The sequence below is a fragment of the Rhizobium sp. SJZ105 genome (assembly GCF_007828365.1).
GTDB classification, from domain to species: domain Bacteria; phylum Pseudomonadota; class Alphaproteobacteria; order Rhizobiales; family Rhizobiaceae; genus Agrobacterium; species Agrobacterium tumefaciens.
In genome coordinates, this window is sequence record NZ_VIUP01000001.1 from 1694460 (window position 1) to 1713720 (window position 19261).

The following is a 19261-nucleotide window of genomic DNA, read 5'->3' on the forward strand; positions in this document are numbered from 1 at the left end:
ATTTTTATGTTCCCGACATCCGCCGCGCATGTTAGGGGCTGACCGTCGAAACAGAAACATTCGAGGTTCGGGTGACAAAGGCAATCGTCGTGATGGGAGTGAGCGGCTCTGGCAAGTCCACGGTCGCAGAGGAACTGGCGGAAAAACTGGGCATTGCCTTTATTGAGGGCGACAAGCTTCACCCGAAATCCAATGTCGACAAAATGTCAGAGGGCATTCCGCTGACCGACGAAGATCGCTGGCCCTGGCTCGATCTGATTGGCGCAGAACTGCGCAAGGGAAACGAAAATAACGGTGTCGTCGTTTCCTGCTCGGCGCTGAAGAAAATCTATCGCGACCGCCTTCGCGAGGCTACCGGTGGCCCGCTCGCTTTCGTTTATCTGGACGGCAGCCTGGAACTTCTCAGCAGGCGTATGGGCGAACGCAAGGGCCACTTCATGCCGCTCTCGCTGCTCCAGACCCAGCTTGCCACGCTGGAAGTGCCGACGGGCGAACCCGGCGTCGTAACCGTCAGCATCGACGCCACGCCGGAGGAAATTACCGCAAACGCACTTTCGGGCCTGAAAGCGGTGATTTTTTAAAATCCGAGCCTGTCGCGCAGGCCGTACCACCATGCACCAAGCACGGTCAGCGGCACGCGGAACGTCTTACCGCCCGGGAACGGATAATTCGGCAGGGAACTCCAGACATCGAAACGCTCGGCGTGGCCTGCAACGGCCTCGCCCAATATCTTGCCGAGCAGATGCGTGGTGGTGACACCGTGGCCGCTGTCGCCATGCGAAAAATAGACATTGTCCGACAGTTTGCCCATATGCGGGATGCGCGTCAGCGTCAGCGCGAAATTGCCGCTCCAGGCAAAATCGATCTTCGTTTTTTCCAGTTGCGGGAAAGTCTTCAGCATATTCGGACGGATCACCCCGGTCAGATCCGCCGGATCGCTGCCGCCATAACCGATACCACCGCCATAAAGCAGGCGGTTGTCGGAGGTGCGGCGATAATAATCGAGAATATAATTGGCATCCTCGGCGCAATAATTGGCTGGCAGGAGTTGCTCGATCAGATCGGCATCAAGCGGCTCTGTCGCCATGACCTGGCTTGAGACCGGCATCATCCGGTCGCCGATTTCCGGCAGCAGCTTGCCGAGATAGGCATTGCCGCAGACGAGAACATATTTCGCCTTCACGGTGCCCGTCGCCGTGCGCACGACAGGGTTTACGCCCTGCTCCAGCGAAATGACCCTCGAATTTTCGAATATGCGCGCACCGAGACTTTCGGCCGCCGCGGCTTCCCCCTGCACCAGATTGAGCGGATGGATGTGGCCGCCGAAACGGTCGATCATGCCGCCGGCATAACGATCGGTCCGCACGTATTTTCCAACATCGGCTTTGGAGACCATCTCAAGCCCGCCATGGCCGTGTTTTTCCCAATGGGCCTTATGGGCCTCCATCTCGCGAATCTGTTTCGTCGTGAAGGCCGCAAAGAAACCGCCATCGACGAGATCGCAATCGATAGCGTATTTCGAAATGCGGCTGCGGATGATCTCCCCGCCTTCCAGCGACATTTCGCCGAGTTTCACCGCCTTGTCGTGGCCGTAACGACTGGCGATTGTTTCGAGGTCGCGGCTATAGCCATTGACGATCTGGCCGCCATTGCGCCCCGACGCGCCGAAGCCGACCCGCACGCCTTCCAGCACGATAACGGAATAGCCGCGTTCGGAAAGTTCGAGTGCTGCGGAAATCCCGGTAAACCCGCCACCGATGACGCAGACATCCGCTTCCATTGCGCCTTCAAGCGTTGGCCGCACGGATTTGACATTGGCGGAGGCCGCATACCAGGAGGATGTGTGGCCGGGATTGGGAATAGTCGTCACCTCAGCCATCTCACACCGTCCTGATATAGGCGTCATATTCGACGTCGGTTACACGCAGGGAAAATTCGGAAAGTTCCTGCTGTTTGCAGGCAGAAAACAGCGTGCGATAACGCTGGCCAAGCGTCGCATAGGCGAAACTCGAACGCGTGAAACGCTGCAATGCATAATCCCAGTTGGTGGGCAAAGGTTCGTGATTGATGGCGTGGCTGTCGCCGGAAATCGCGCCGCCCGGCTGGCGTTTTTCCTTCATGCCGGCAAGGGCAGCACTCAGGATCATCGCCACAACAAGATAGGGATTGGTATCGGCGCCGGCGACACGATGTTCGATGCGGGTTGCTGCCTTGCTGGCAGTGATAACGCGCACCGCCGCCGAGCGGTTGTCTATGCCCCAGGAGGCATAGGTGGGCGCATGTTCGCTGGGCGTCAGGCGGCGATAGGAATTGGCATGGGGAGCGAAGATCGCCATGCTCTCCCCCATGTTTTCCAGAAGGCCGCCGACCGAATGCATCAGCGCGTCCGATGGGCCGTTTTCCCCGGCGTAGATATTCCTGCCGTCACTATCGAGAACAGAAAAATGCACATGCATGCCATTGCCGGCCTGTAACCCGTACGGCTTCGCCATGAAGGTGGCGTCGAGATCGTGCCGCCGCGCCACACCCTTGACGATACGTTTCAGGAAAACAGCGAAATCGGCGGCCCGCAACGCGTCCGGCACATGATTGAGGTTGATTTCATATTGGCCGGGGCCGTTTTCGCGCAGCGTCGTATCGGCAAGAACACCCTGCGCCCTGCATGCGGTTGCGATATCATGGAAGACATCCTCGAAATCCTGCAATTCGGAAATCGACAGAACCTGTGTCTGGCCCGTGTGCCACCGGCCTTCGCGGCTGTGCGGCGGACGCACCGGATCGAGCGCAGAGCGAACCGGGTCGATCAGGTAAAATTCAAGTTCGGTCGCCACGACCGGCGTGAGGCCGGCCTTTTTGTAGGCTTCCAGCACCCTTGCCAGAACATTGCGCGGATCGCCATAAAACCCGGTTCCATCAGGATTTTTCATCGCGAGCAGGACTTGTGCGGTCGGCCGGCCGAGCCATGTCACCCGAGACAGCGTGCCGGGAACAGGAAAGCAGAACCCGTCCGGATCGCCCGTCCCTTCGGCGAGGCCCGCGGCATGCACATCGCGGCCCCAGATATCCAGCGCATAGACCGAGCGTGGGATCGCCATTCCCTTTTCAAGGACATCGATCGCCCTTTCGCGCGGAATCCATTTGCCACGCGGCACGCCGTTCGCATCTATGACGAAGGCTTCGAGAATTTCGATATCGGGGTTATCGTCGAAAAATTTCTTTGCTTTTTCAATATCATCCATCATGCACCAGCAGGCCGTTTCTCTTCTGTTTCGCGCGCAGAAGCGCTTCGCTAACGAAAATCGTCCTGCTGTTGATAGATGAGAAACCTCGCCGTCATGATGACGCTTGCCCCTTTTCCCTTTTTATAAGCCCATGTTACGTGGCCCGCCCCGGGAAGGCCAGCGGATTCGGCCATCAGAGCGGGATGGCGAAAAGTGTACACGGTTTTCGCCAGAGATGATTTCAGTTCATCAGGATCTAGGGATTGAACCTTTCGGGTCGATAGGCATCGATGGCGATGACCGGCGTTTCTCCCAGCATGGTTTCCGCCAGCACACGGCCAGTGATGGGCCCGAGTGTCAGGCCGTGATGGGCGTGACCGAACGAGAACCACAATGTCCTGTGGCGCGGCGCCTTGCCGATGATCGGCATCATATCCGGTGTGCAGGGACGCGCGCCCATCCAGGGTTCCGCATCCAGCCTGCCGCCCAGAGGAAAGACGGTGCGGGCCACCCGTTCCGCCCGCTCGATCTGCACGGGGGATCTCGGCGCATCGCGTTCGGCAAATTCCGCGCCGGTCGTCAGGCGGATACCTTTGCGCATTGGCGCGAGGAAATAACCGCGCTCGGCGTCGATCAACCAGTTGTTGAGCTTGGTTCCCTCCTGCGGCGCATAGTGCATGTGATAGCCGCGTTTCACGCCGAGCGGAAAGCGGTAACCGAGCCGTTCCGTCACCGTATCCGCCCAGGGGCCTAGTGCGACAACGGCATGTTCAGCCTCCACCGCCCCGGTTTCGGTGCGTACCGTCCAACCACTTGTCGTCTGGCTGAGCGTGGATGCATCACCCCGGACAAAGGTTCCGCCAAGGCTCTCGAACAGTTTGACATAGGCGAGCGTCAGCGCATGTGGATCGCGCACCGACCATGGATCGTTCCATTTCAAACCGCCGACGAAATCCTGGCTGAGATGCGGCTCCGCCGCGGCGAGTTCCGCCTCATCGAGTTTCGTGTGGGAGATGCCGTGGTCGCGCGCCAGACGTTCGGCGAAAGCAAAGTCTGCATCCCGCCTTTCGGCGGTCCTGTAGGCCTCCATCCAACCGTTTTTCACGATTAGATCGCCAGCCTTGGCTTCATCGATCAGGATGCTGTGTTCGGAGACCGAGTGCTCGATCAGCGGCGCGTAGGCGCGGGCAATTGCTGCGTGGCGCGTGGCCGCAGAATTATACCAGTAGCGGCCAAGAAAAGGCGCGATCTTCGGCAGGGCCGAGAGATGATAACGGGCATCGATGCTGTTGTTCAGGGAATAGCGGAGAAGCCGGCTAACTTCCTGCGGGAAGGCGTAGGGAACGACACCCTCTCTCTGGATCAGTCCGGCATTGCCGAAGGAGGTTTCCTCACCCGGTCCCCGCCGGTCCACCAGCACCACCGATTTGCCCCTGCGGGCCAGTTGCAAAGCGACGGAGACCCCGATGATCCCCGCCCCCAAAACGATCACATCCGCTGCCATGGCATTCAATCCGTTTGCGTATCTCGTCCCCTCAACATGGGTCGGCATTTTGCGCAAAGCAACAGAAAAATCATCGTCTTAATAGAAACAGCAATGCGCCTGCTACTGGCTCACCGCTTTAGTTTCGACTGCCTCGATATTGAAAGCAGCAGCCAGCAGGGCCTTGGTATATTCCTGTTGCGGATCGGCGAATATCTCCGCTGCCGGGCCGCTCTCCACCACCTTGCCGTTGCGCATGACGATTACGTCGTTGGCAAGCGCTTTAACTACCTTCAGGTCATGACTGATGAAGAGATAGGCGAGTTCGTGGCGGGCCTGAAGATCGCGCAAGAGATCGACCACCTGTGCCTGCACGCTCATGTCGAGCGCCGATGTGGGCTCGTCCAACATGACGAAGCGGGGTTTCAACACCATGGCGCGGGCAATGGCGATACGCTGACGCTGGCCACCGGAAAATTCATGCGGATAGCGCCAGCGCGTCGCCGGGTCGAGGCCGACTTCTTCCAGCGCCTGGGCGACACGGGTATCCCGCTCATCGGCGGAAAGCTGTCGCTCGTGCACCTTCAGACCCTCGGCAACGATTTCGCCCACCGACATGCGTGGGCTGAGCGAACCGTAAGGATCCTGAAACACCACCTGAAGCCGATTTCTGAGGGGCTTCATCATTTCATAGGAATAGCTGTCGATCGACTGACCGATGAAACTGATACGCCCCTCAGACGCTATAAGACGCGATAGGGCGAGACCGAGTGTCGTTTTGCCGGAGCCGGATTCGCCCACGACGCCAACCGTCTGTCCTGCGCGCAGGGTAATATCGATACCGTCAACCGCCTTCACGTGGTCGACCACCTTGCGCATCAGCCCCGCCTTGATCGGGAACCAGACTTTTATGTCGTCGCCCTGCATGACGACAGGTTTGCTGGCATCGGAAAGCGGCGGCTCGCCCTTGGGTTCGGCAGCCAGAAGATGGCGGGTATAGGCATGCTGCGGATCGGTAAACACCTGTTCCACCGTGCCGGTCTCGACGATCTTTCCCTTGGTCATCACGCAGACACGATCGGCAAACTTACGGACAATGCCGAGATCGTGGGTGATGAACAGCATGGACATGCCGTGCCGATTTTTGAGGTCGCTCAGCAGTTCAAGGATCTGCGCCTGAACGGTTACATCGAGTGCGGTCGTGGGTTCATCTGCGATCAGCAGTTTCGGCCGGTTGGCAAGCGCCATGGCGATCATCACGCGCTGCCGCTGGCCGCCGGACAATTCATGCGGATAGGCCTTCAGGCGCTTTTCCGGCTCGCGGATACCCACCTGCAATAACAGTTCCAGCGTGCGCGCCCGCGCTTCAGCGCCGGTGATTGCCTGATGCAGCTCCAGAATCTCGCCGATCTGCCGCTCGATGGTGTGGAGCGGGTTGAGCGAGGTCATCGGCTCCTGGAAAATCATGGTGATGTCGTTGCCGCGAACAGCGCGCAACGCGCGTTCCGGCAGGGTCAGCATATCCTTGCCGTCGAACAGGATTTTGCCCGAAGGATGGCTCGCCGCCGGATAGGGCAGCAATTTGAGAATGGAGTTCGCCGTGACCGATTTTCCCGAGCCGGATTCCCCTACCAGGGCGACAACTTCGCCCGGCATCACGTCGAAGGAGACATGATCTACGGCGACGCTGGTCGCTCCACCCTGATGAAAGGCAACGGAGAGATCACGGACGGAGAGAAGCGGCTGGGTCTTTGTTTCCATCATGGCGATCACCGGAACGTCTTGCGTGGGTCGAAGGCGTCTCGCACCGCCTCGCCGACGAAGATCAGCAGCGACAGCATGATGGACATGGTGAAGAAGGCCGTGAGGCCAAGCCAGGGCGCCTGAAGATTGTTCTTGCCCTGCGCGATCATCTCGCCCAGCGATGGCGATCCCGGCGGCATGCCGAAGCCGAGGAAATCGAGCGAGGTCAAAGTGGTGATCGAGCCGGAGAGGATGAACGGCAGGAAGGTCAGTGTTGCCACCATGGCGTTTGGCAGAAGATGCCGGAACATGATTGTCCAGTTGCCGACGCCAAGGGCGCGGGCGGCGCGGACATATTCGAAGTTTCTGGCACGCAGGAATTCCGCCCGCACGATGCCGACGAAGCCGACCCATGAAAACAGCAGCATGATGCCAAGCAGCACGAAGAAACCCGGCGGCAGAATAGCCGCGATGATCAGCAGGATGTAAAGCACCGGCATGGATGACCAGATTTCAATGAAACGCTGCAACAGCAGGTCCGTCCAGCCGCCGAAATAACCCTGGATGGCGCCGGCAGTCACCCCAACGAGGGCGGAAGCGATCGTCAGCGTCAGGCCGAAAAGCACGGAAATACGGAAGCCATAGATCATCCGCGCCGTGACGTCGCGCGCTTGATTGTCGGTTCCGAGCCAATTGAGATTGCCGAGCGTACAGCCGGGATCGGCATTACCCTGCGGATAGGCCGAGCAGCGGTCCTTTTCATCCATCAGCCAGAAGGGTGCCGTGGGCGCGGAATGCGGAATGTTGGAATTGACCGTCTGATAGGAATAGCGGATCGGCGGCCAGATCATCCAGCCATTGGCGTTGATCTCGTCCTGAATGAAGGAGGATTTGTAGTCAGTCTGGGCAAGGAACCCGCCAAACTTTTCCTCCGGATAATCGACCATGACCGGCACCAGAAATTCGCCCTTGTAGGAAGCGAAAATGGGTTTGTCATTGGCGATGAATTCCGCAATCAGGCTCAGGAAAAACAGGATCAGGAACAGCCAGAAGGACCAGTAACCGCGCCGGTTTGCCTTGAAATTCTGCCAGCGGCGCTTGGTGGTTGGTGAAAACCACGGGCGCTTCGGCTTTACCAACGTTTCCGTTGCGGCGGTATGGGCAAGCGTCATCACACGTCCCTCCGCTCGAAATCGATTCGCGGATCGATCCATGTGTAGATAAGGTCGGATAGGAGGCTGACCACGAGGCCCATCAGCGAAAAGATGAAGAGCGTGCCGAACACGATCGGGTAGTCGCGATTGACGACCGAGAGATAACCGAGGCGGCCTAGGCCATCCAGCGAGAAGATATTCTCGATCAGCAGCGAACCGGTGAAGAATGCCGAGATGAAGGCGCCCGGAAAACCGGCGATCACGATCAACATCGCATTGCGGAAGACGTGGCCATAAAGAACCTTACGTTCGCTAAGGCCCTTGGCGCGGGCGGTCACGACATATTGCTTCTTGATCTCGTCGATGAAGGAATTCTTCGTCAGAAGCGTCGTCGTCGCGAAAGCCGAAAGCGACAGCGCTATCAGCGGCAGGGTCAGGTGCCAGAAATAGTCGATGATCTTCTGCCACCAGTTCAGCTGGTCAAAATTGTCCGATACCAGACCGCGCAGCGGGAACCAGTCGAAGAACGATCCGCCGGCGAAAAGCACGATGAGAAGAATGCCGAACAGGAAGCTTGGAACGGCATAACCGATGATGATGATGCCTGATGTCCAGATATCAAAGGTCGAGCCGTCGGAAACGGCTTTCTTGATGCCGAGTGGAATGGAGATCATGTAGGAGATGATCAGGATCCAGAAGCCGAGCGACATCGAGACCGGCAGCTTGTCGATGATGAGATCGATGACCGAGGAATTGCGGAAGAAGCTGTCGCCGAAATCGAAGCGTATGTAATTCCACATCATTTCGAGAAAACGGGTGAGCGGCGGCTTGTCGAAACCGAACTGTTTCTCAAGCTTGGCGATCAGCTCCGGATCAAGGCCCTGCGCACCGCGATATTTCGAGCCGCTTTCATCGAAACCGCCGGACTGGCCCGTAAGATCGCCGCCGCCGGAGAGGCGGTCGGAGGCGCTGTCGCCCTGCCCAGTCAGTTGCGCGACGACCTGTTCCACCGGCCCGCCCGGCGCGAACTGGATGACAAGAAACGAAATGCCCATAATGCCGATAATGGTCGGGATCATCAGCGCCAGACGTCTGAGAATATAGGCGCCCATCAGCCTTTGCTCCCGGCTGATACGTCAGCGGTTTTCGTTTCTGTCAAACCCGGTCCTTTCCTGAAAGCGCTGCCTTGCGCGATCCAAGCGATTCGTCTCGCCCTATGTGAATCAAGCCTTCGGCGCGAAAGCAAGCGCGGCGTCAGTTCGCGGCCTGGCTGGACCACCATGCTTCCGGAAAACCGATGCCATATTGCGGCAGGTTTTCCGGACGGATGAGCGTGTTCCAGTAAGCGACGAACATCTCGCCGCGATAAAATTGCGGTATGACGTAGCTGTTTGCCAGAAGCACCCGGTCAAGCGCCCGCGCGGCGGCCACCTGCTCATCCCGGTTGGGCGCAAATATGACCTTCCTGACCAAAGCGTCGACGGCAGGGTTCTTGATGCCGGCGAGATTGTTGGAGCCCTGCCGGTCGGCCGCCGCCGAACCCCAGAAATCCGCCTGTTCGTTTCCGGGATTTGCCGACGTCGCCCAGAGCTTGACCACAACGTCGAAATCGAAGCTGCGGGTACGGTTGGTATATTGCGAGGCATCGACGGTGCGGATGGTCGCATTGACGCCGATCTTCTTCAGGTTCTGGACATAGGGCAGGATGGTTCTTTCCATGCCGGAGGAATCGATCAGAAACTCCATATCCAGCGGCTGCCCGCTCGCCGCGTTGACCATGCGGTTGCCGCGAAGCTCATAACCGGCCTCCTTCATCAGCTTGACCGCCTCGCGCAGATTGTCCCGCTGTTTGGCGGGTTCACCCGCGACGGGATTGCTATATTCGGTGGTGAAGACCTCCGGCGGCACCTGATCCTTCAACTCCTGAAGAATTTCGAGTTCACGACCGGTCGGCAAGCCGGAAGAGGCGAGCTCGCTGCCCATGAAAAAGCTGTTGATGCGCTGAAACTGACCGTAAGCCAGCGTCCTGTTCAGCTCTTCGAAGTCGAAAGCATAGTTAAGCGCCTTGCGCAGTTTCGGGTTCTGGAACTTCTCCCGCCGCATGTTCGGCACGAAGGCCTGCATGATGCCGACGGCGCGATAGATATTCGGCAATTCCTCCTTTGTGACGCGGCCTTCCTTGACGGCCGGAAAATCATAACCAGTGACCCAGCGGCTGGAAGAAGCTTCCTGCCGGAAATCGACCGTGCCTGATTTGAAAGCCTGGAACTCGACGTCCTGATCGGCAAAGAAGGTATAGGTGATTGTTTTGAAATTGTGCTGGCCGACATTCACATTGATGTCCTTGCCCCAATAGTCGTCACGTCGCTCATAGGTCATCGTCGATCCGGGAGACAGCGACGCTATTTTATAGGGGCCAGACCCCATCACCGGCTCCAGCGTGCCACGCGATATGTCGCGCGGCTTGCCATCCGGACCAACGCCCTCCCACCAGTGTTTGGGAACAATCAGTAACTGCCCGACGATCTGCGGCAATTCGCGATTGTTCTTTTCATCGAAGGTAAAGGTGATGTCCCTTTCACCCGTCACCTCTGCCTTTGTGACATGGGTGTAATAGGTCGCAAGCTGCGGGCTGAGATCTTTGGCTTTTTCAAAGCTGAAGACGACATCTTCCGGCGTCACCGGCTTGCCGTCGGCCCATTTCGCTTCTGCGCGCAGCCTGAAGGTGGCTTTGGAGATATCGTCGGGATAGCTCACGCCCTCTGCCAGGAGACCGTAGGAGGCCGAGAGTTCCTCTTCAGTCGATTTCATCAGAGTGTCGAAAACCAGCGAAAGACCTGTGGCCGCCTCACCCTTGGCGAGCAGCGGATTGAGCGTGTCGAAGGTTCCCGACGTCGACAGGCGTAGTGTGCCGCCTTTCGGCGCCTTGGTGTTCACATAGTCAAAATGATCAAAACCATCGGGATGCTTCAATTCACCGACCGTCGAGATTCCCTTTCGCCACACATCCGCAGACTGTGCGGAGGCGGCCGCCGGCATCAGCATGGCGGAGGCCGCAAGAGCGACGAGGAGCCGGGATTTCAGCGGTGCCAATTTCATTCGGGACGTTCCCTGTTTTCGTGTTTGTTGAAGAGAGCATAAAACAAACATTGGCAAAAAACAGATGCTCCGGCTCACAAGCTCTTTATTGAGGCCTTTATTCGCATGCCTTGGTGCGGGCGGCTTGAAACATGGTTTCAACAAAATCCCGATCCAGTTTATCCTGAGGGGCGAGAGAATCATTTAGTCGGAACGGGCACGAATATATGACGGCGGGATCATCCAGAGTTTTCAAGGCGGCCATGCTGGCGATTTCGGTCGTTTCGGCGCTCCAGTTGCAGACGCAAATCGCATCGGCCGAGGACAGGCCCGCGAAAGAAGTATTCGGCCACATCGACCTGCCATCTGCGAATAGCTCCCAGCCGATCGGCTCCTATGCAAAGGGATGTCAGTCCGGCGCCATCGCCATGCCCGCAGATGGCCCGACGTGGCAAGCCATGCGCCTTTCCCGCAATCGCAACTGGGGCCAACCGCAGCTGATTTCCTTCCTCGAGCGGTTTTCGCAGGATGCACAGAAAATCGGCTGGCCGGGCCTGTTGCTTGGCGATATCTCACAGCCCCGCGGTGGACCGATGCTGACAGGCCATGCCTCGCACCAGATCGGCCTCGATGTCGATGTGTGGTGGCGGCCCATGCCGAACCCGAGGCTGACGGTGCAGCAGCGCGAGACGCTGCCTTTCATTTCCATGCTTGATAAGTCCAAGTTCCTGACGGTCGATGACCGCAAATGGTCGCCGCTCAATGCACGGCTGGTAATGATGGCAGCGAGCTATCCGCAGGTGGAGCGGGTCTTCGTGAACCCGGCAATCAAGCAGAAACTCTGCCAGACATGGACCGGCGACCGCACGTTCATGGGCAAGATCAGGCCAATCTACGGTCACGACGAACATTTCCACATCCGGCTGGAATGCCCGCCCGGCGCGCCCAACTGCAAACCTCAGGCCGAAGTTGGCAAAGGTGACGGTTGCGACAAGTCGCTGGCCTGGTGGTTCACCAAGGAACCATGGGCGCCGCCGAAGAAAGACCCCAATGCCAAGCCGGTGAAACCCCGTCAGGTCATGGTCTCCGATCTGCCCGCAGCCTGTGCCGCCGTGGCCGCCGCCCCATCCGCCAATACGGAAGGTTTTGCTGCCCAGGCATATTCCCCGGCCCAGGCCGTGCGCCAGCAAGGCGTGGAACAGATCATCCAGAACGCTCCGGCCATTCAGCCACCTGCGGATATTCCGCTTCCGACCCAGCGCCCGACATTGAACTGAAACAGAAATGCGGCATTAAACAGCTTCCCTTTTCAAATGGGGACAAGCTGTTATAGAAGGCTTCAAATCGATTTAATTCTTTACGGGAACAGGCTGGGGACATGGCAGAACAACGCTGTATCGCACTCATCGCTCACGACGAGAAAAAAGACGATATGGCGGATTTTGCGCGTCATCACCAAAAGGCGCTTTCCGGCTTCAAGATCGTCGCCACCGGCACCACCGGCGGGCGCGTTCAGGAAGCATGCCCCGGCCTCAGCGTCATTCGCCTCAAAAGCGGCCCGCTTGGCGGTGACCAGCAGATCGGTGCGATGATCGCCACCGGTGAGGTCGATATGCTTATCTTCTTCACCGACCCGCTGACGGCGATGCCGCATGATGTGGATGTGAAGGCGCTGACGCGGCTTGCCACGGTTTACGACATTCCCATGGCGCTCAATCGCGCCACCGCAGAAAACCTGATCGACTTCAACCTCGCCGAATGACGCGCCAACATGGAACAGGTTATGCCGAAGACGTCCGATACCGAATATCTTTCCTTTCCGATCCTTCTTGGCGACATCGGCGGCACCAATGCCCGCTTTTCCATTCTGATCGATTCCTTTGCGGAACCGGTGCACCTCACCACCGTGAAAACAGCGGAATATCCGACAATTGACGACGCCATCCAGCAGGCGGTTCTGGACAAGACCTCGCTTCAGCCCGTGTCGACCATCCTTGCGATCGCCGGCCCCATCGAAGGCGACGAAATTCCGCTGACCAACTGCCATTGGGTTGTGAAGCCGAAAGATATGCTGGCCAAACTCGGCCTGAAAGACGTCATCGTCATCAACGATTTCGAGGCGCAGGCACTGGCTATTGCCGCGCTCGACGACGACAACCGCGATTCTATCGGCTCCGGCAAAAAAGACATGCTGGCATCGCGCGTCGTTCTCGGACCAGGCACAGGCCTTGGCGTTGCCGGTCTGGTTTACGCCCGGCATATGTGGTTTCCAGTGCCTGGCGAAGGCGGCCACATCGATATCGGCCCCAGAAGCGCGCGTGACTATGCGGTCTTTCCGCATATCGAGACCATCGAGGGCCGTGTCGCCGGCGAACAGATCCTTTGCGGGCGCGGGCTGGTCAATCTTTACCGGGCCATCTGCACCGCCGATGGCATCGAGCCGATCTTTTCCGATCCGGCCGACATAACCTCGCAGGGGCTTTCGGGCCAGAACCCGCAGGCGAAAGAGACGCTTTCGCTTTTCAGCACCTATCTCGGCCGTGTGGCGGGTGACCTTGCCCTGATCTTCATGGCCAAGGGCGGTGTCTATCTCGCAGGTGGCATTTCGCAGAAAATCGTTCCGGCGCTGAAAAGCCCTGAATTCCGGGCGGCGTTCGAAGACAAGGCGCCGCACAGTGCCCTGATGCGCAGCATTCCCACCTTCGTCGTTACGCATCCACAGGCGGCCCTTTCCGGTCTCGCCACCTACGCGCGCACCCCTTCGGATTTCGGCCTTTCACTCGACGGGCGGCGCTGGAGAGCCTGATCTGCGCTTGGGACAGGCTTGCGAAGCGGGCGGGCGGTCATTAACGTCGGTGAGGTATGGGTCAGTCAATTGAATGGCGACCTTGAACGGCAGGACGTGAAAAGTGAGTGAAGGCATGAGCGGCAGCGATATGAAACTGGTGGTGGTTGGTGCGGCGGGCCGCATGGGACAGGCGCTGATCCGCCTTATTCACCAGACACCGGGTGTAACGCTGCATGCCGCCGTGGCGCGCGAAGGGTCTGCTTTTGTTGGCCGCGATGCCGGCGAGATTGCCGGTCTCGGACCAATCGGCATCGAGATCACCAGCGATCCCTTGCAGGCATTCCTGCATGCGGAAGGGGTGATCGACTTCACCTCGCCTGCAACCAGCGTCACTTTCGCCGGTCTCGCCGCGCAGGCCCGCATCGTGCACGTCATTGGCACCACCGGTTGCTCACTGGGCGACGAGGAAAAATTCAAGGCAGCGTCACGCCATGCCCGCATCGTCAAATCGGGCAATATGAGCCTCGGCGTCAATCTGCTCAGCGTTTTGACGCAGCAGGCCGCCAAGGCACTGGATGCGCAGAACTGGGATATCGAAATCCTGGAAATGCACCACAAACACAAGGTGGACGCGCCCTCCGGAACAGCGCTGCTGCTCGGCGAAGCGGCGGCAGCGGGCCGCAAGGTCGATCTCGCCACCTCCTCCGTTCGTGTGCGTGACGGGCATACGGGTGCGCGCGAAGCGGGCACAATCGGTTTTGCGACGCTGCGCGGCGGCTCGGTGATCGGCGAACATTCGGTGATCTTCGCTGGCGAGGGAGAGCGCGTCGAGCTTTCCCACTACGCCGGCGACCGCTCCATCTTCGCACGCGGCGCGATTGCGGCGGCGGTCTGGGCCTTCGACAAGAAGCCGGGCTTCTATTCGATGCTGGATGTTCTCGGCCTTTCGCAGGCAGAATAACGCTTCAGTCTATGTCTGCGCCTTAATTTTCCACGGTAAACTCAACCGTATCGGCCGAGAACCGGCTGATGGCATATTGCACGGGAATGCCGTCCATATCCGCGTTCAGCGCCTGAGTGACGAGCAGTATTGCGCCCGGCGACAATTCGAGATCGGCCAGATCCTGCGTATCAGCGTGGCTCGCGGAAATGACGGTAGAGATGCGCACATAATCCGCGACGCCCAGCATTTCGAAGGCGGCGGTGATCGACCCACTTTTTTGATAGGCTTCCCCTATCCCTGAAAAACGGTCCGCCGGAAACCACGTGGTCGAGCGGGAAACCGGCCGGCTGTCGGCCTTTCGCAGGGTTTCCAGACGCACAAGCGGTGCACCCGGCTGTAATTGCAGCCGTGCCGCCAAGTCGGCATTTGCCGGCTCGGTGGTGTGGGAAAGAAGCAGCGCCTGCATATCCTTCACCTGATCGCTGATACCGGCCGTGAACCGTGTGCGCAGTGAAATCGGAAAGCTCAGTCGTTCCTTGCGCGCAATCATCGTGCCGCGCCCCTGCCTCGCCTCGAGAATGCCTTCGCTTGCCAGCGCGGCAATGGCGCTCCTGACGGTATGGCGGTTGACACCGAATTTTTCGGCCAGCGTCATTTCTGGCGGCAACATGCCGGTTGCGTCGTGATCGCCCGCTGCGATCTCGCCCCTGATCCTGTCGGCGATCTGTCGCCAGAGCGCCACGCCGTTCTTTCTTTTCATCGCTGCCGAAGGGCTCATGTCACACGCTTGTCATTCATCGACGTTAATTGTAACTTATATTGTATAGTTGTCTATATCAATAGACATTAGAGGTCAAGCGATGAATAACGAAGCTGCGAATTCACATGCGGAAAGGAAACGGGTGGCAGCACTTCTTGCCCGCGCCACCGTTCAGGAACTTGAGGCCGTCTGGAGCCGGCAGGATGCCAGCCCGCAGACGGAAAACGTGCGCGGGCCTGAAACCGGCCTCGTGATGGTCAAGGGCCGCATCGGCGGCGGCGGTGCGCCCTTTAATCTGGGCGAAACCACCGTGACCCGGGCAACCGTGAAGCTCGCATCCGGCACCGTCGGCCATGCGCATGTGCTTGGCACCGGTCGCAAGAAGGCCTGGTACGCTGCGGTTTTCGATGCGCTCTGGCAGGAAAACCCGACACGCGGCTTCATCGAGACCGAGCTTCTTTCACCGGTCGAAAAAAGACTGGCCGAGGAGAAAGATCGGAAAACGAAAGAAACAGCCGCAACTCGTGTGGATTTCTTCACCATGGTTCGAGGAGAGGATTGATGGGCGTGAAAGCCGAAGCATTGACGGGCGGTTTTTCCGACGCCGTTTTCGATTCACAGCGAATCTTCAAGAAGCTCATGGACGGCATGGCCCGGCCAGGCACAGCGCAAACGATCGAAACAACAGTTGCCCCGCCGCTGCCGCTTGGTGCGGCCAGCGGCGCCGTTCTTCTTGCACTTTGCGACCATGACACGCCGGTCTGGCTGAGCGGCGCGCTACGCAAAACCACGGTGCCGGGATGGATCGGGTTTCACACCGGGGCGGTTACAACAGAGGAAAAAAACGCGGCGCATTTCGCCGTCATTGAGGCGGGAAGCGCAATTGCCTCCTTCGGTCTCTTTGCCCAGGGCAGTCAGGAATACCCCGACCGTTCCACGACGGTCATCATCGAATTGCCCGATCTTGACGGCGGACGGGAACTGCTGCTGTCCGGCCCCGGCATCCGCCATATCAACATCATTAGCCCATCCGGCCTGCCGGACATATTCCCGAGGCTATGGGCGGAAAACAACGCCATCTTCCCGCGCGGCATCGACGTCATCCTGACGGCTGGCGACAAATTCGTCTGCCTGCCACGCACAACGCGCATTCAACCCGTGGAGGCATAAGATGTATGTTGCTGTCAAAGGCGGGGAAACCGCCATCGCCAACGCCCACCGGCTTCTGGCCGACAAGCGGCGCGGAGACCGCGACCTGCCCGCCATGACGGTGGCGCAGATCGTTTCGCAGCTTTCGCTCGCCGTTGACCGGGTCATGGCGGAGGCTTCGCTTTACGACCAGTCGCTGGCCGCCCTTGCCGTCAAGCAGTCTCGCGGCGACATGATAGAAGCGATTTTCCTGCTGCGCGCCTACCGCACGACCCTGCCCCGTTTCGGCTATTCTGTTCCCGTGGATACTGCGAAGATGACGGTCCAACGGCGCGTTTCGGCAACCTACAAGGATTTGCCGGGCGGGCAATTGCTGGGACCGACCTTCGATTACACCCACCGCCTGCTCGATCCCTCGCTGCTGGAGGACGGAGCTGTCGAGATCCCTGCCATCCGTGAAGGAGAGACAGAATACGTCATGCGCGTATCCGACATTCTCGCCGAAGAAGGCTTGATCGAAAGTGACGGCGACATGCCGGACGACCACGTTGCCGGCGATCTTACACGCGAACCAATAGAGTTTCCGATGGCGCGCGACCTGCGCCTGCAATCGCTTGCACGCGGCGACGAGGGCTTTCTTCTGGCGCTCGCCTATTCGACGCAGCGCGGTTACGGCCGCACACACCCGTTCGTCGGTGAAATCCGCATCGGCGAGGTGGAGGTCGAACTGGATGTGCCGGAGCTCGGTTTTGCTGTCTCGGTCGGCGAAATCAAGGTCACCGAATGCCAGATGGTCAACCAGTTCAAGGGTTCCGCCAAGGCACCTCCGCAATTCACCCGCGGTTACGGTCTGGTGTTCGGCCAGAGCGAGCGCAAGGCGATGGCCATGTCACTGGTCGACCGTGCGCTACGCGCCGCTGAATTCGGTGAGGATGTGGTTGCCCCGGCGCAGGACGAGGAATTCGTCATCTCGCACGCCGACAATGTTCAGGCGACGGGCTTTGTCGAACATCTGAAATTGCCGCACTACGTGGATTTTCAGGCCGAACTGGGCCTGGTGCGCAAAATGCGCGCCGATTTCGACGCGACCGACACCGATGCCGGGGAATGGATGAGAGATGCCGCCGAATAAATCAGCGACTGTGCTGCTCGCCGAACCAATAGGCGCAAAAGACGGTCAATGCTGCAAAAGCGGCAAAGAACACGGCTGCAAGAATTCCAATCTCCATGAGCTTGTACTCCTTTTTTCGCAAGGTTAACGCGCAATGCTTAAAGAAGTTTCATTCGACGACGGGCTGGCTGCCTACAACTTCGCCTATCTGGACGAACAGACCAAGCGGATGATCCGCCGGGCGATCCTGAAGGCAATTGCCATTCCCGGTTATCAGGTTCCCTTCGCTTCCCGTGAAATGCCTATGCCTTACGGCTGGGGCACCGGCGGCGTGCAGGTGACCGCCGCCATCCTCGGTCCAGACGATGTCCTGAAGGTTATCGACCAGGGCGCCGACGACACCACCAACGCCGTTTCCATCCGCGCCTTCTTCCAGAAAGTCGCTGATGTCGCCGTCACCACCCGCACCAAGGATGCAACCATCATCCAGACGCGGCACCGCATTCCCGAAGAAGAACTGCATTCGGGGCAGGTGCTTGTCTATCAGGTTCCCATTCCTGAACCCTTGCGGTTCCTCGAGCCGCGTGAGACCGAAACCCGCGTCATGCATGCGCTGGAGGAATACGGCCTGATGCACGTCAAGCTTTATGAGGACATCGCCCGCAACGGCCGTATCTCCACCACCTATGCCTATCCGGTGAAGGTTGCGGGGCGCTATGTGATGGACCCCTCGCCAACCCCGAAGTTCGACAATCCGAAAATGCACCTGTCGGACGCCCTGCAATTGTTCGGGGCCGGGCGCGAAAAGCGCATCTATGCCGTGCCACCCTACACGGATGTCGTCAGCCTGGATTTCGAGGACCATCCGTTTGAAATCCAGAGCTTCGACAAGCCCTGCGCGCTGTGCGGCGGGGAGAATGTCTATCTGGACGAGGTGGTGCTGGACGACAAGGGCGGGCGGATGTTCGTCTGCTCCGATACCGACCATTGCGAAGACCGCCGCGCCCATGGCCACAAGGGCCATTTGCTGGCGGATGTGAAGGAGGCCGCAGAATGAGCGACGCACCGCTTCTGAAAGTCAGGGACGTTTCGAAATATTACGGCGACCGCGCCGGTTGCCGTAACGTCTCCTTCGAGCTTTATCCGGGCGAGGTTCTGGCAATCGTCGGCGAATCCGGCTCCGGCAAGACCACGCTTCTCAACTGCATTTCCACACGGCTCGTGCCGACGGCTGGCAGCGTGGAATATCGCATGCGCGATGGCTCGGTGCGAGACCTCTATCATATGGGCGAGGCCGAACGGCGTTTCCTGATGCGGACAGACTGGGGTTTCGTGCACCAGAACCCAGCGGATGGACTGCGCATGGCGGTTTCGGCCGGCGCCAATGTCGGCGAGCGGCTTATGGCTGTCGGTAACCGGCATTACGGCAATATCCGGCAATCAGCCAGCGAGTGGCTGGAACGGGTGGAAATCGGCACCGACCGCATTGACGACCAGCCTCGCGCCTTTTCCGGCGGCATGCGTCAGCGTCTGCAGATTGCCCGCAACCTGGTGACCTCACCACGACTCGTCTTCATGGACGAACCGACCGGCGGCCTCGATGTCTCGGTGCAGGCACGCCTGCTCGATCTCGTGCGGGGTCTCGTCAACGATCTCGGCCTCGCCGTTATCGTCGTCACCCACGATCTGGCGGTCGCGCGGCTGCTTTCCCATCGCATGATGGTGATGAAGGGTGGTGACGTCATCGAACACGGTCTGACAGACCGGGTGCTGGATGATCCGCGCGAACCCTACACGCAATTGCTTGTTTCCTCCATTTTGCAGGTTTGAC

Annotated in this window: 18 protein-coding genes; 10 read left to right on the forward strand and 8 right to left on the reverse strand. The window is 59.0% G+C overall.

Features of this window, described 5'->3' with window-relative positions; all coding sequences use genetic code 11:
• The first annotated feature begins 92 nt into the window (after positions 1-92).
• Positions 93-581 carry a gluconokinase gene (locus tag FB593_RS08605; protein WP_003514519.1) on the forward strand — a complete coding sequence of 163 codons (489 nt, stop codon included), beginning with the start codon at positions 93-95 and terminating at the stop codon, positions 579-581.
• On the opposite strand, the gene FB593_RS08610 is transcribed toward FB593_RS08605, so the two are convergent.
• The 7 genes from FB593_RS08610 to FB593_RS08640 form a co-directional block, all read right to left on the reverse strand.
• Positions 578-1879 carry an NAD(P)/FAD-dependent oxidoreductase gene (locus FB593_RS08610; protein WP_162696539.1) on the reverse strand — a complete coding sequence of 434 codons (1302 nt, stop codon included), beginning with the start codon at positions 1877-1879 and terminating at the stop codon, positions 578-580. The two genes, FB593_RS08605 and FB593_RS08610, sit on opposite strands and share 4 nt — an antisense overlap.
• A gap of 1 nt (position 1880) precedes the next feature.
• Positions 1881-3242, reverse strand: a complete 1362-nt coding sequence (locus FB593_RS08615) for a glutamine synthetase family protein (RefSeq protein ID WP_003514517.1) — start codon at positions 3240-3242, stop codon at positions 1881-1883.
• 235 nt (positions 3243-3477) lie between these two features.
• Complete coding sequence (locus FB593_RS08620; protein ID WP_145166463.1) at positions 3478-4725, reverse strand: NAD(P)/FAD-dependent oxidoreductase; 1248 nt, start codon at positions 4723-4725, stop codon at positions 3478-3480.
• A gap of 102 nt (positions 4726-4827) precedes the next feature.
• Positions 4828-6468, reverse strand: coding sequence for an ABC transporter ATP-binding protein (locus FB593_RS08625; protein ID WP_112291128.1), 1641 nt, complete (start codon positions 6466-6468; stop codon positions 4828-4830).
• A 5-nt stretch (positions 6469-6473) separates the two neighbouring features.
• Complete coding sequence (locus tag FB593_RS08630) at positions 6474-7619, reverse strand: ABC transporter permease (protein WP_003514514.1); 1146 nt, start codon at positions 7617-7619, stop codon at positions 6474-6476.
• Complete coding sequence (locus FB593_RS08635) at positions 7619-8713, reverse strand: microcin C ABC transporter permease YejB (RefSeq protein ID WP_111795078.1); 1095 nt, start codon at positions 8711-8713, stop codon at positions 7619-7621. Before FB593_RS08635 ends, FB593_RS08630 begins: the two co-directional genes overlap by 1 nt.
• Positions 8714-8855: 142 nt before the next feature.
• The gene (locus tag FB593_RS08640; RefSeq protein WP_112291021.1) at positions 8856-10700 is read right to left on the reverse strand and encodes an extracellular solute-binding protein; all 1845 of its coding nucleotides are present in this window, start codon (positions 10698-10700) and stop codon (positions 8856-8858) included.
• Between the two features lie 206 nt (positions 10701-10906).
• Between FB593_RS08640 and mepA the strand changes: the two genes are divergently transcribed.
• The 4 genes from mepA (at position 10907) to dapB (ending at position 14428) form a co-directional block, all read left to right on the forward strand.
• Entirely contained in the window at positions 10907-11956 is a 1050-nt protein-coding gene (mepA, locus tag FB593_RS08645) for a penicillin-insensitive murein endopeptidase (RefSeq protein ID WP_013635279.1), read from the forward strand.
• A 101-nt stretch (positions 11957-12057) separates the two neighbouring features.
• Positions 12058-12441: a methylglyoxal synthase gene (locus tag FB593_RS08650; RefSeq protein ID WP_019564515.1), complete on the forward strand. Its 384-nt coding sequence runs from the start codon at positions 12058-12060 to the stop codon at positions 12439-12441.
• Positions 12442-12462: 21 nt separating this feature from the next.
• Complete coding sequence (locus FB593_RS08655; protein ID WP_065703630.1) at positions 12463-13485, forward strand: glucokinase; 1023 nt, start codon at positions 12463-12465, stop codon at positions 13483-13485.
• Between the two features lie 115 nt (positions 13486-13600).
• On the forward strand, positions 13601-14428 hold the full coding sequence (gene dapB, locus FB593_RS08660; protein WP_019564517.1) for a 4-hydroxy-tetrahydrodipicolinate reductase: 828 nt from the start codon (positions 13601-13603) through the stop codon (positions 14426-14428).
• 22 nt (positions 14429-14450) lie between these two features.
• Here dapB and phnF read toward each other — a convergent pair whose 3' ends face one another.
• Entirely contained in the window at positions 14451-15188 is a 738-nt protein-coding gene (gene phnF / locus FB593_RS08665) for a phosphonate metabolism transcriptional regulator PhnF (RefSeq protein WP_080799808.1), read from the reverse strand.
• A gap of 82 nt (positions 15189-15270) precedes the next feature.
• On the opposite strand from phnF, the gene phnG reads away from it, so the two are divergent.
• The 5 genes from phnG (at position 15271) to phnK (ending at position 19260) form a co-directional block, all read left to right on the forward strand.
• On the forward strand, positions 15271-15732 hold the full coding sequence (gene phnG / locus FB593_RS08670; protein ID WP_003514497.1) for a phosphonate C-P lyase system protein PhnG: 462 nt from the start codon (positions 15271-15273) through the stop codon (positions 15730-15732).
• Positions 15732-16340 carry a phosphonate C-P lyase system protein PhnH gene (gene phnH, locus FB593_RS08675; RefSeq protein ID WP_162633657.1) on the forward strand — a complete coding sequence of 203 codons (609 nt, stop codon included), beginning with the start codon at positions 15732-15734 and terminating at the stop codon, positions 16338-16340. Before phnG ends, phnH begins: the two co-directional genes overlap by 1 nt.
• A gap of 1 nt (position 16341) precedes the next feature.
• Positions 16342-17451, forward strand: a complete 1110-nt coding sequence (locus tag FB593_RS08680) for a carbon-phosphorus lyase complex subunit PhnI (protein WP_145166464.1) — start codon at positions 16342-16344, stop codon at positions 17449-17451.
• A gap of 133 nt (positions 17452-17584) precedes the next feature.
• Complete coding sequence (locus FB593_RS08685) at positions 17585-18487, forward strand: alpha-D-ribose 1-methylphosphonate 5-phosphate C-P-lyase PhnJ (RefSeq protein ID WP_003514490.1); 903 nt, start codon at positions 17585-17587, stop codon at positions 18485-18487.
• Positions 18484-19260, forward strand: a complete 777-nt coding sequence (gene phnK, locus FB593_RS08690) for a phosphonate C-P lyase system protein PhnK (RefSeq protein ID WP_003514488.1) — start codon at positions 18484-18486, stop codon at positions 19258-19260. The genes FB593_RS08685 and phnK overlap by 4 nt, the downstream gene beginning before the upstream one ends.
• Position 19261: the final 1 nt, after the last annotated feature.

Excerpts from the sequence above, each read along its gene's own strand:
- mepA (WP_013635279.1), top strand. The coding sequence starts at position 10,907 with ATGACGGCGGGATCATCCAGAGTTTTCAAGGCGGCCATGCTGGCGATT.
- FB593_RS08635 (WP_111795078.1), bottom strand. The coding sequence starts at position 8,713 with ATGGGCGCCTATATTCTCAGACGTCTGGCGCTGATGATCCCGACCATT.
- phnK (WP_003514488.1), top strand. The coding sequence starts at position 18,484 with ATGAGCGACGCACCGCTTCTGAAAGTCAGGGACGTTTCGAAATATTAC.
- FB593_RS08605 (WP_003514519.1), top strand. The coding sequence starts at position 93 with ATGGGAGTGAGCGGCTCTGGCAAGTCCACGGTCGCAGAGGAACTGGCG.
- phnF (WP_080799808.1), bottom strand. The coding sequence starts at position 15,188 with ATGAGCCCTTCGGCAGCGATGAAAAGAAAGAACGGCGTGGCGCTCTGG.
- FB593_RS08640 (WP_112291021.1), bottom strand. The coding sequence starts at position 10,700 with ATGAAATTGGCACCGCTGAAATCCCGGCTCCTCGTCGCTCTTGCGGCC.
- phnH (WP_162633657.1), top strand. The coding sequence starts at position 15,732 with ATGGGCGTGAAAGCCGAAGCATTGACGGGCGGTTTTTCCGACGCCGTT.
- FB593_RS08615 (WP_003514517.1), bottom strand. The coding sequence starts at position 3,242 with ATGATGGATGATATTGAAAAAGCAAAGAAATTTTTCGACGATAACCCC.
- FB593_RS08620 (WP_145166463.1), bottom strand. The coding sequence starts at position 4,725 with ATGGCAGCGGATGTGATCGTTTTGGGGGCGGGGATCATCGGGGTCTCC.
- FB593_RS08650 (WP_019564515.1), top strand. The coding sequence starts at position 12,058 with ATGGCAGAACAACGCTGTATCGCACTCATCGCTCACGACGAGAAAAAA.
- FB593_RS08625 (WP_112291128.1), bottom strand. The coding sequence starts at position 6,468 with ATGATGGAAACAAAGACCCAGCCGCTTCTCTCCGTCCGTGATCTCTCC.
- FB593_RS08655 (WP_065703630.1), top strand. The coding sequence starts at position 12,463 with ATGCCGAAGACGTCCGATACCGAATATCTTTCCTTTCCGATCCTTCTT.
- phnG (WP_003514497.1), top strand. The coding sequence starts at position 15,271 with ATGAATAACGAAGCTGCGAATTCACATGCGGAAAGGAAACGGGTGGCA.
- FB593_RS08610 (WP_162696539.1), bottom strand. The coding sequence starts at position 1,879 with ATGGCTGAGGTGACGACTATTCCCAATCCCGGCCACACATCCTCCTGG.
- FB593_RS08630 (WP_003514514.1), bottom strand. The coding sequence starts at position 7,619 with ATGACGCTTGCCCATACCGCCGCAACGGAAACGTTGGTAAAGCCGAAG.
- dapB (WP_019564517.1), top strand. The coding sequence starts at position 13,601 with ATGAGCGGCAGCGATATGAAACTGGTGGTGGTTGGTGCGGCGGGCCGC.
- FB593_RS08680 (WP_145166464.1), top strand. The coding sequence starts at position 16,342 with ATGTATGTTGCTGTCAAAGGCGGGGAAACCGCCATCGCCAACGCCCAC.
- FB593_RS08685 (WP_003514490.1), top strand. The coding sequence starts at position 17,585 with ATGCTTAAAGAAGTTTCATTCGACGACGGGCTGGCTGCCTACAACTTC.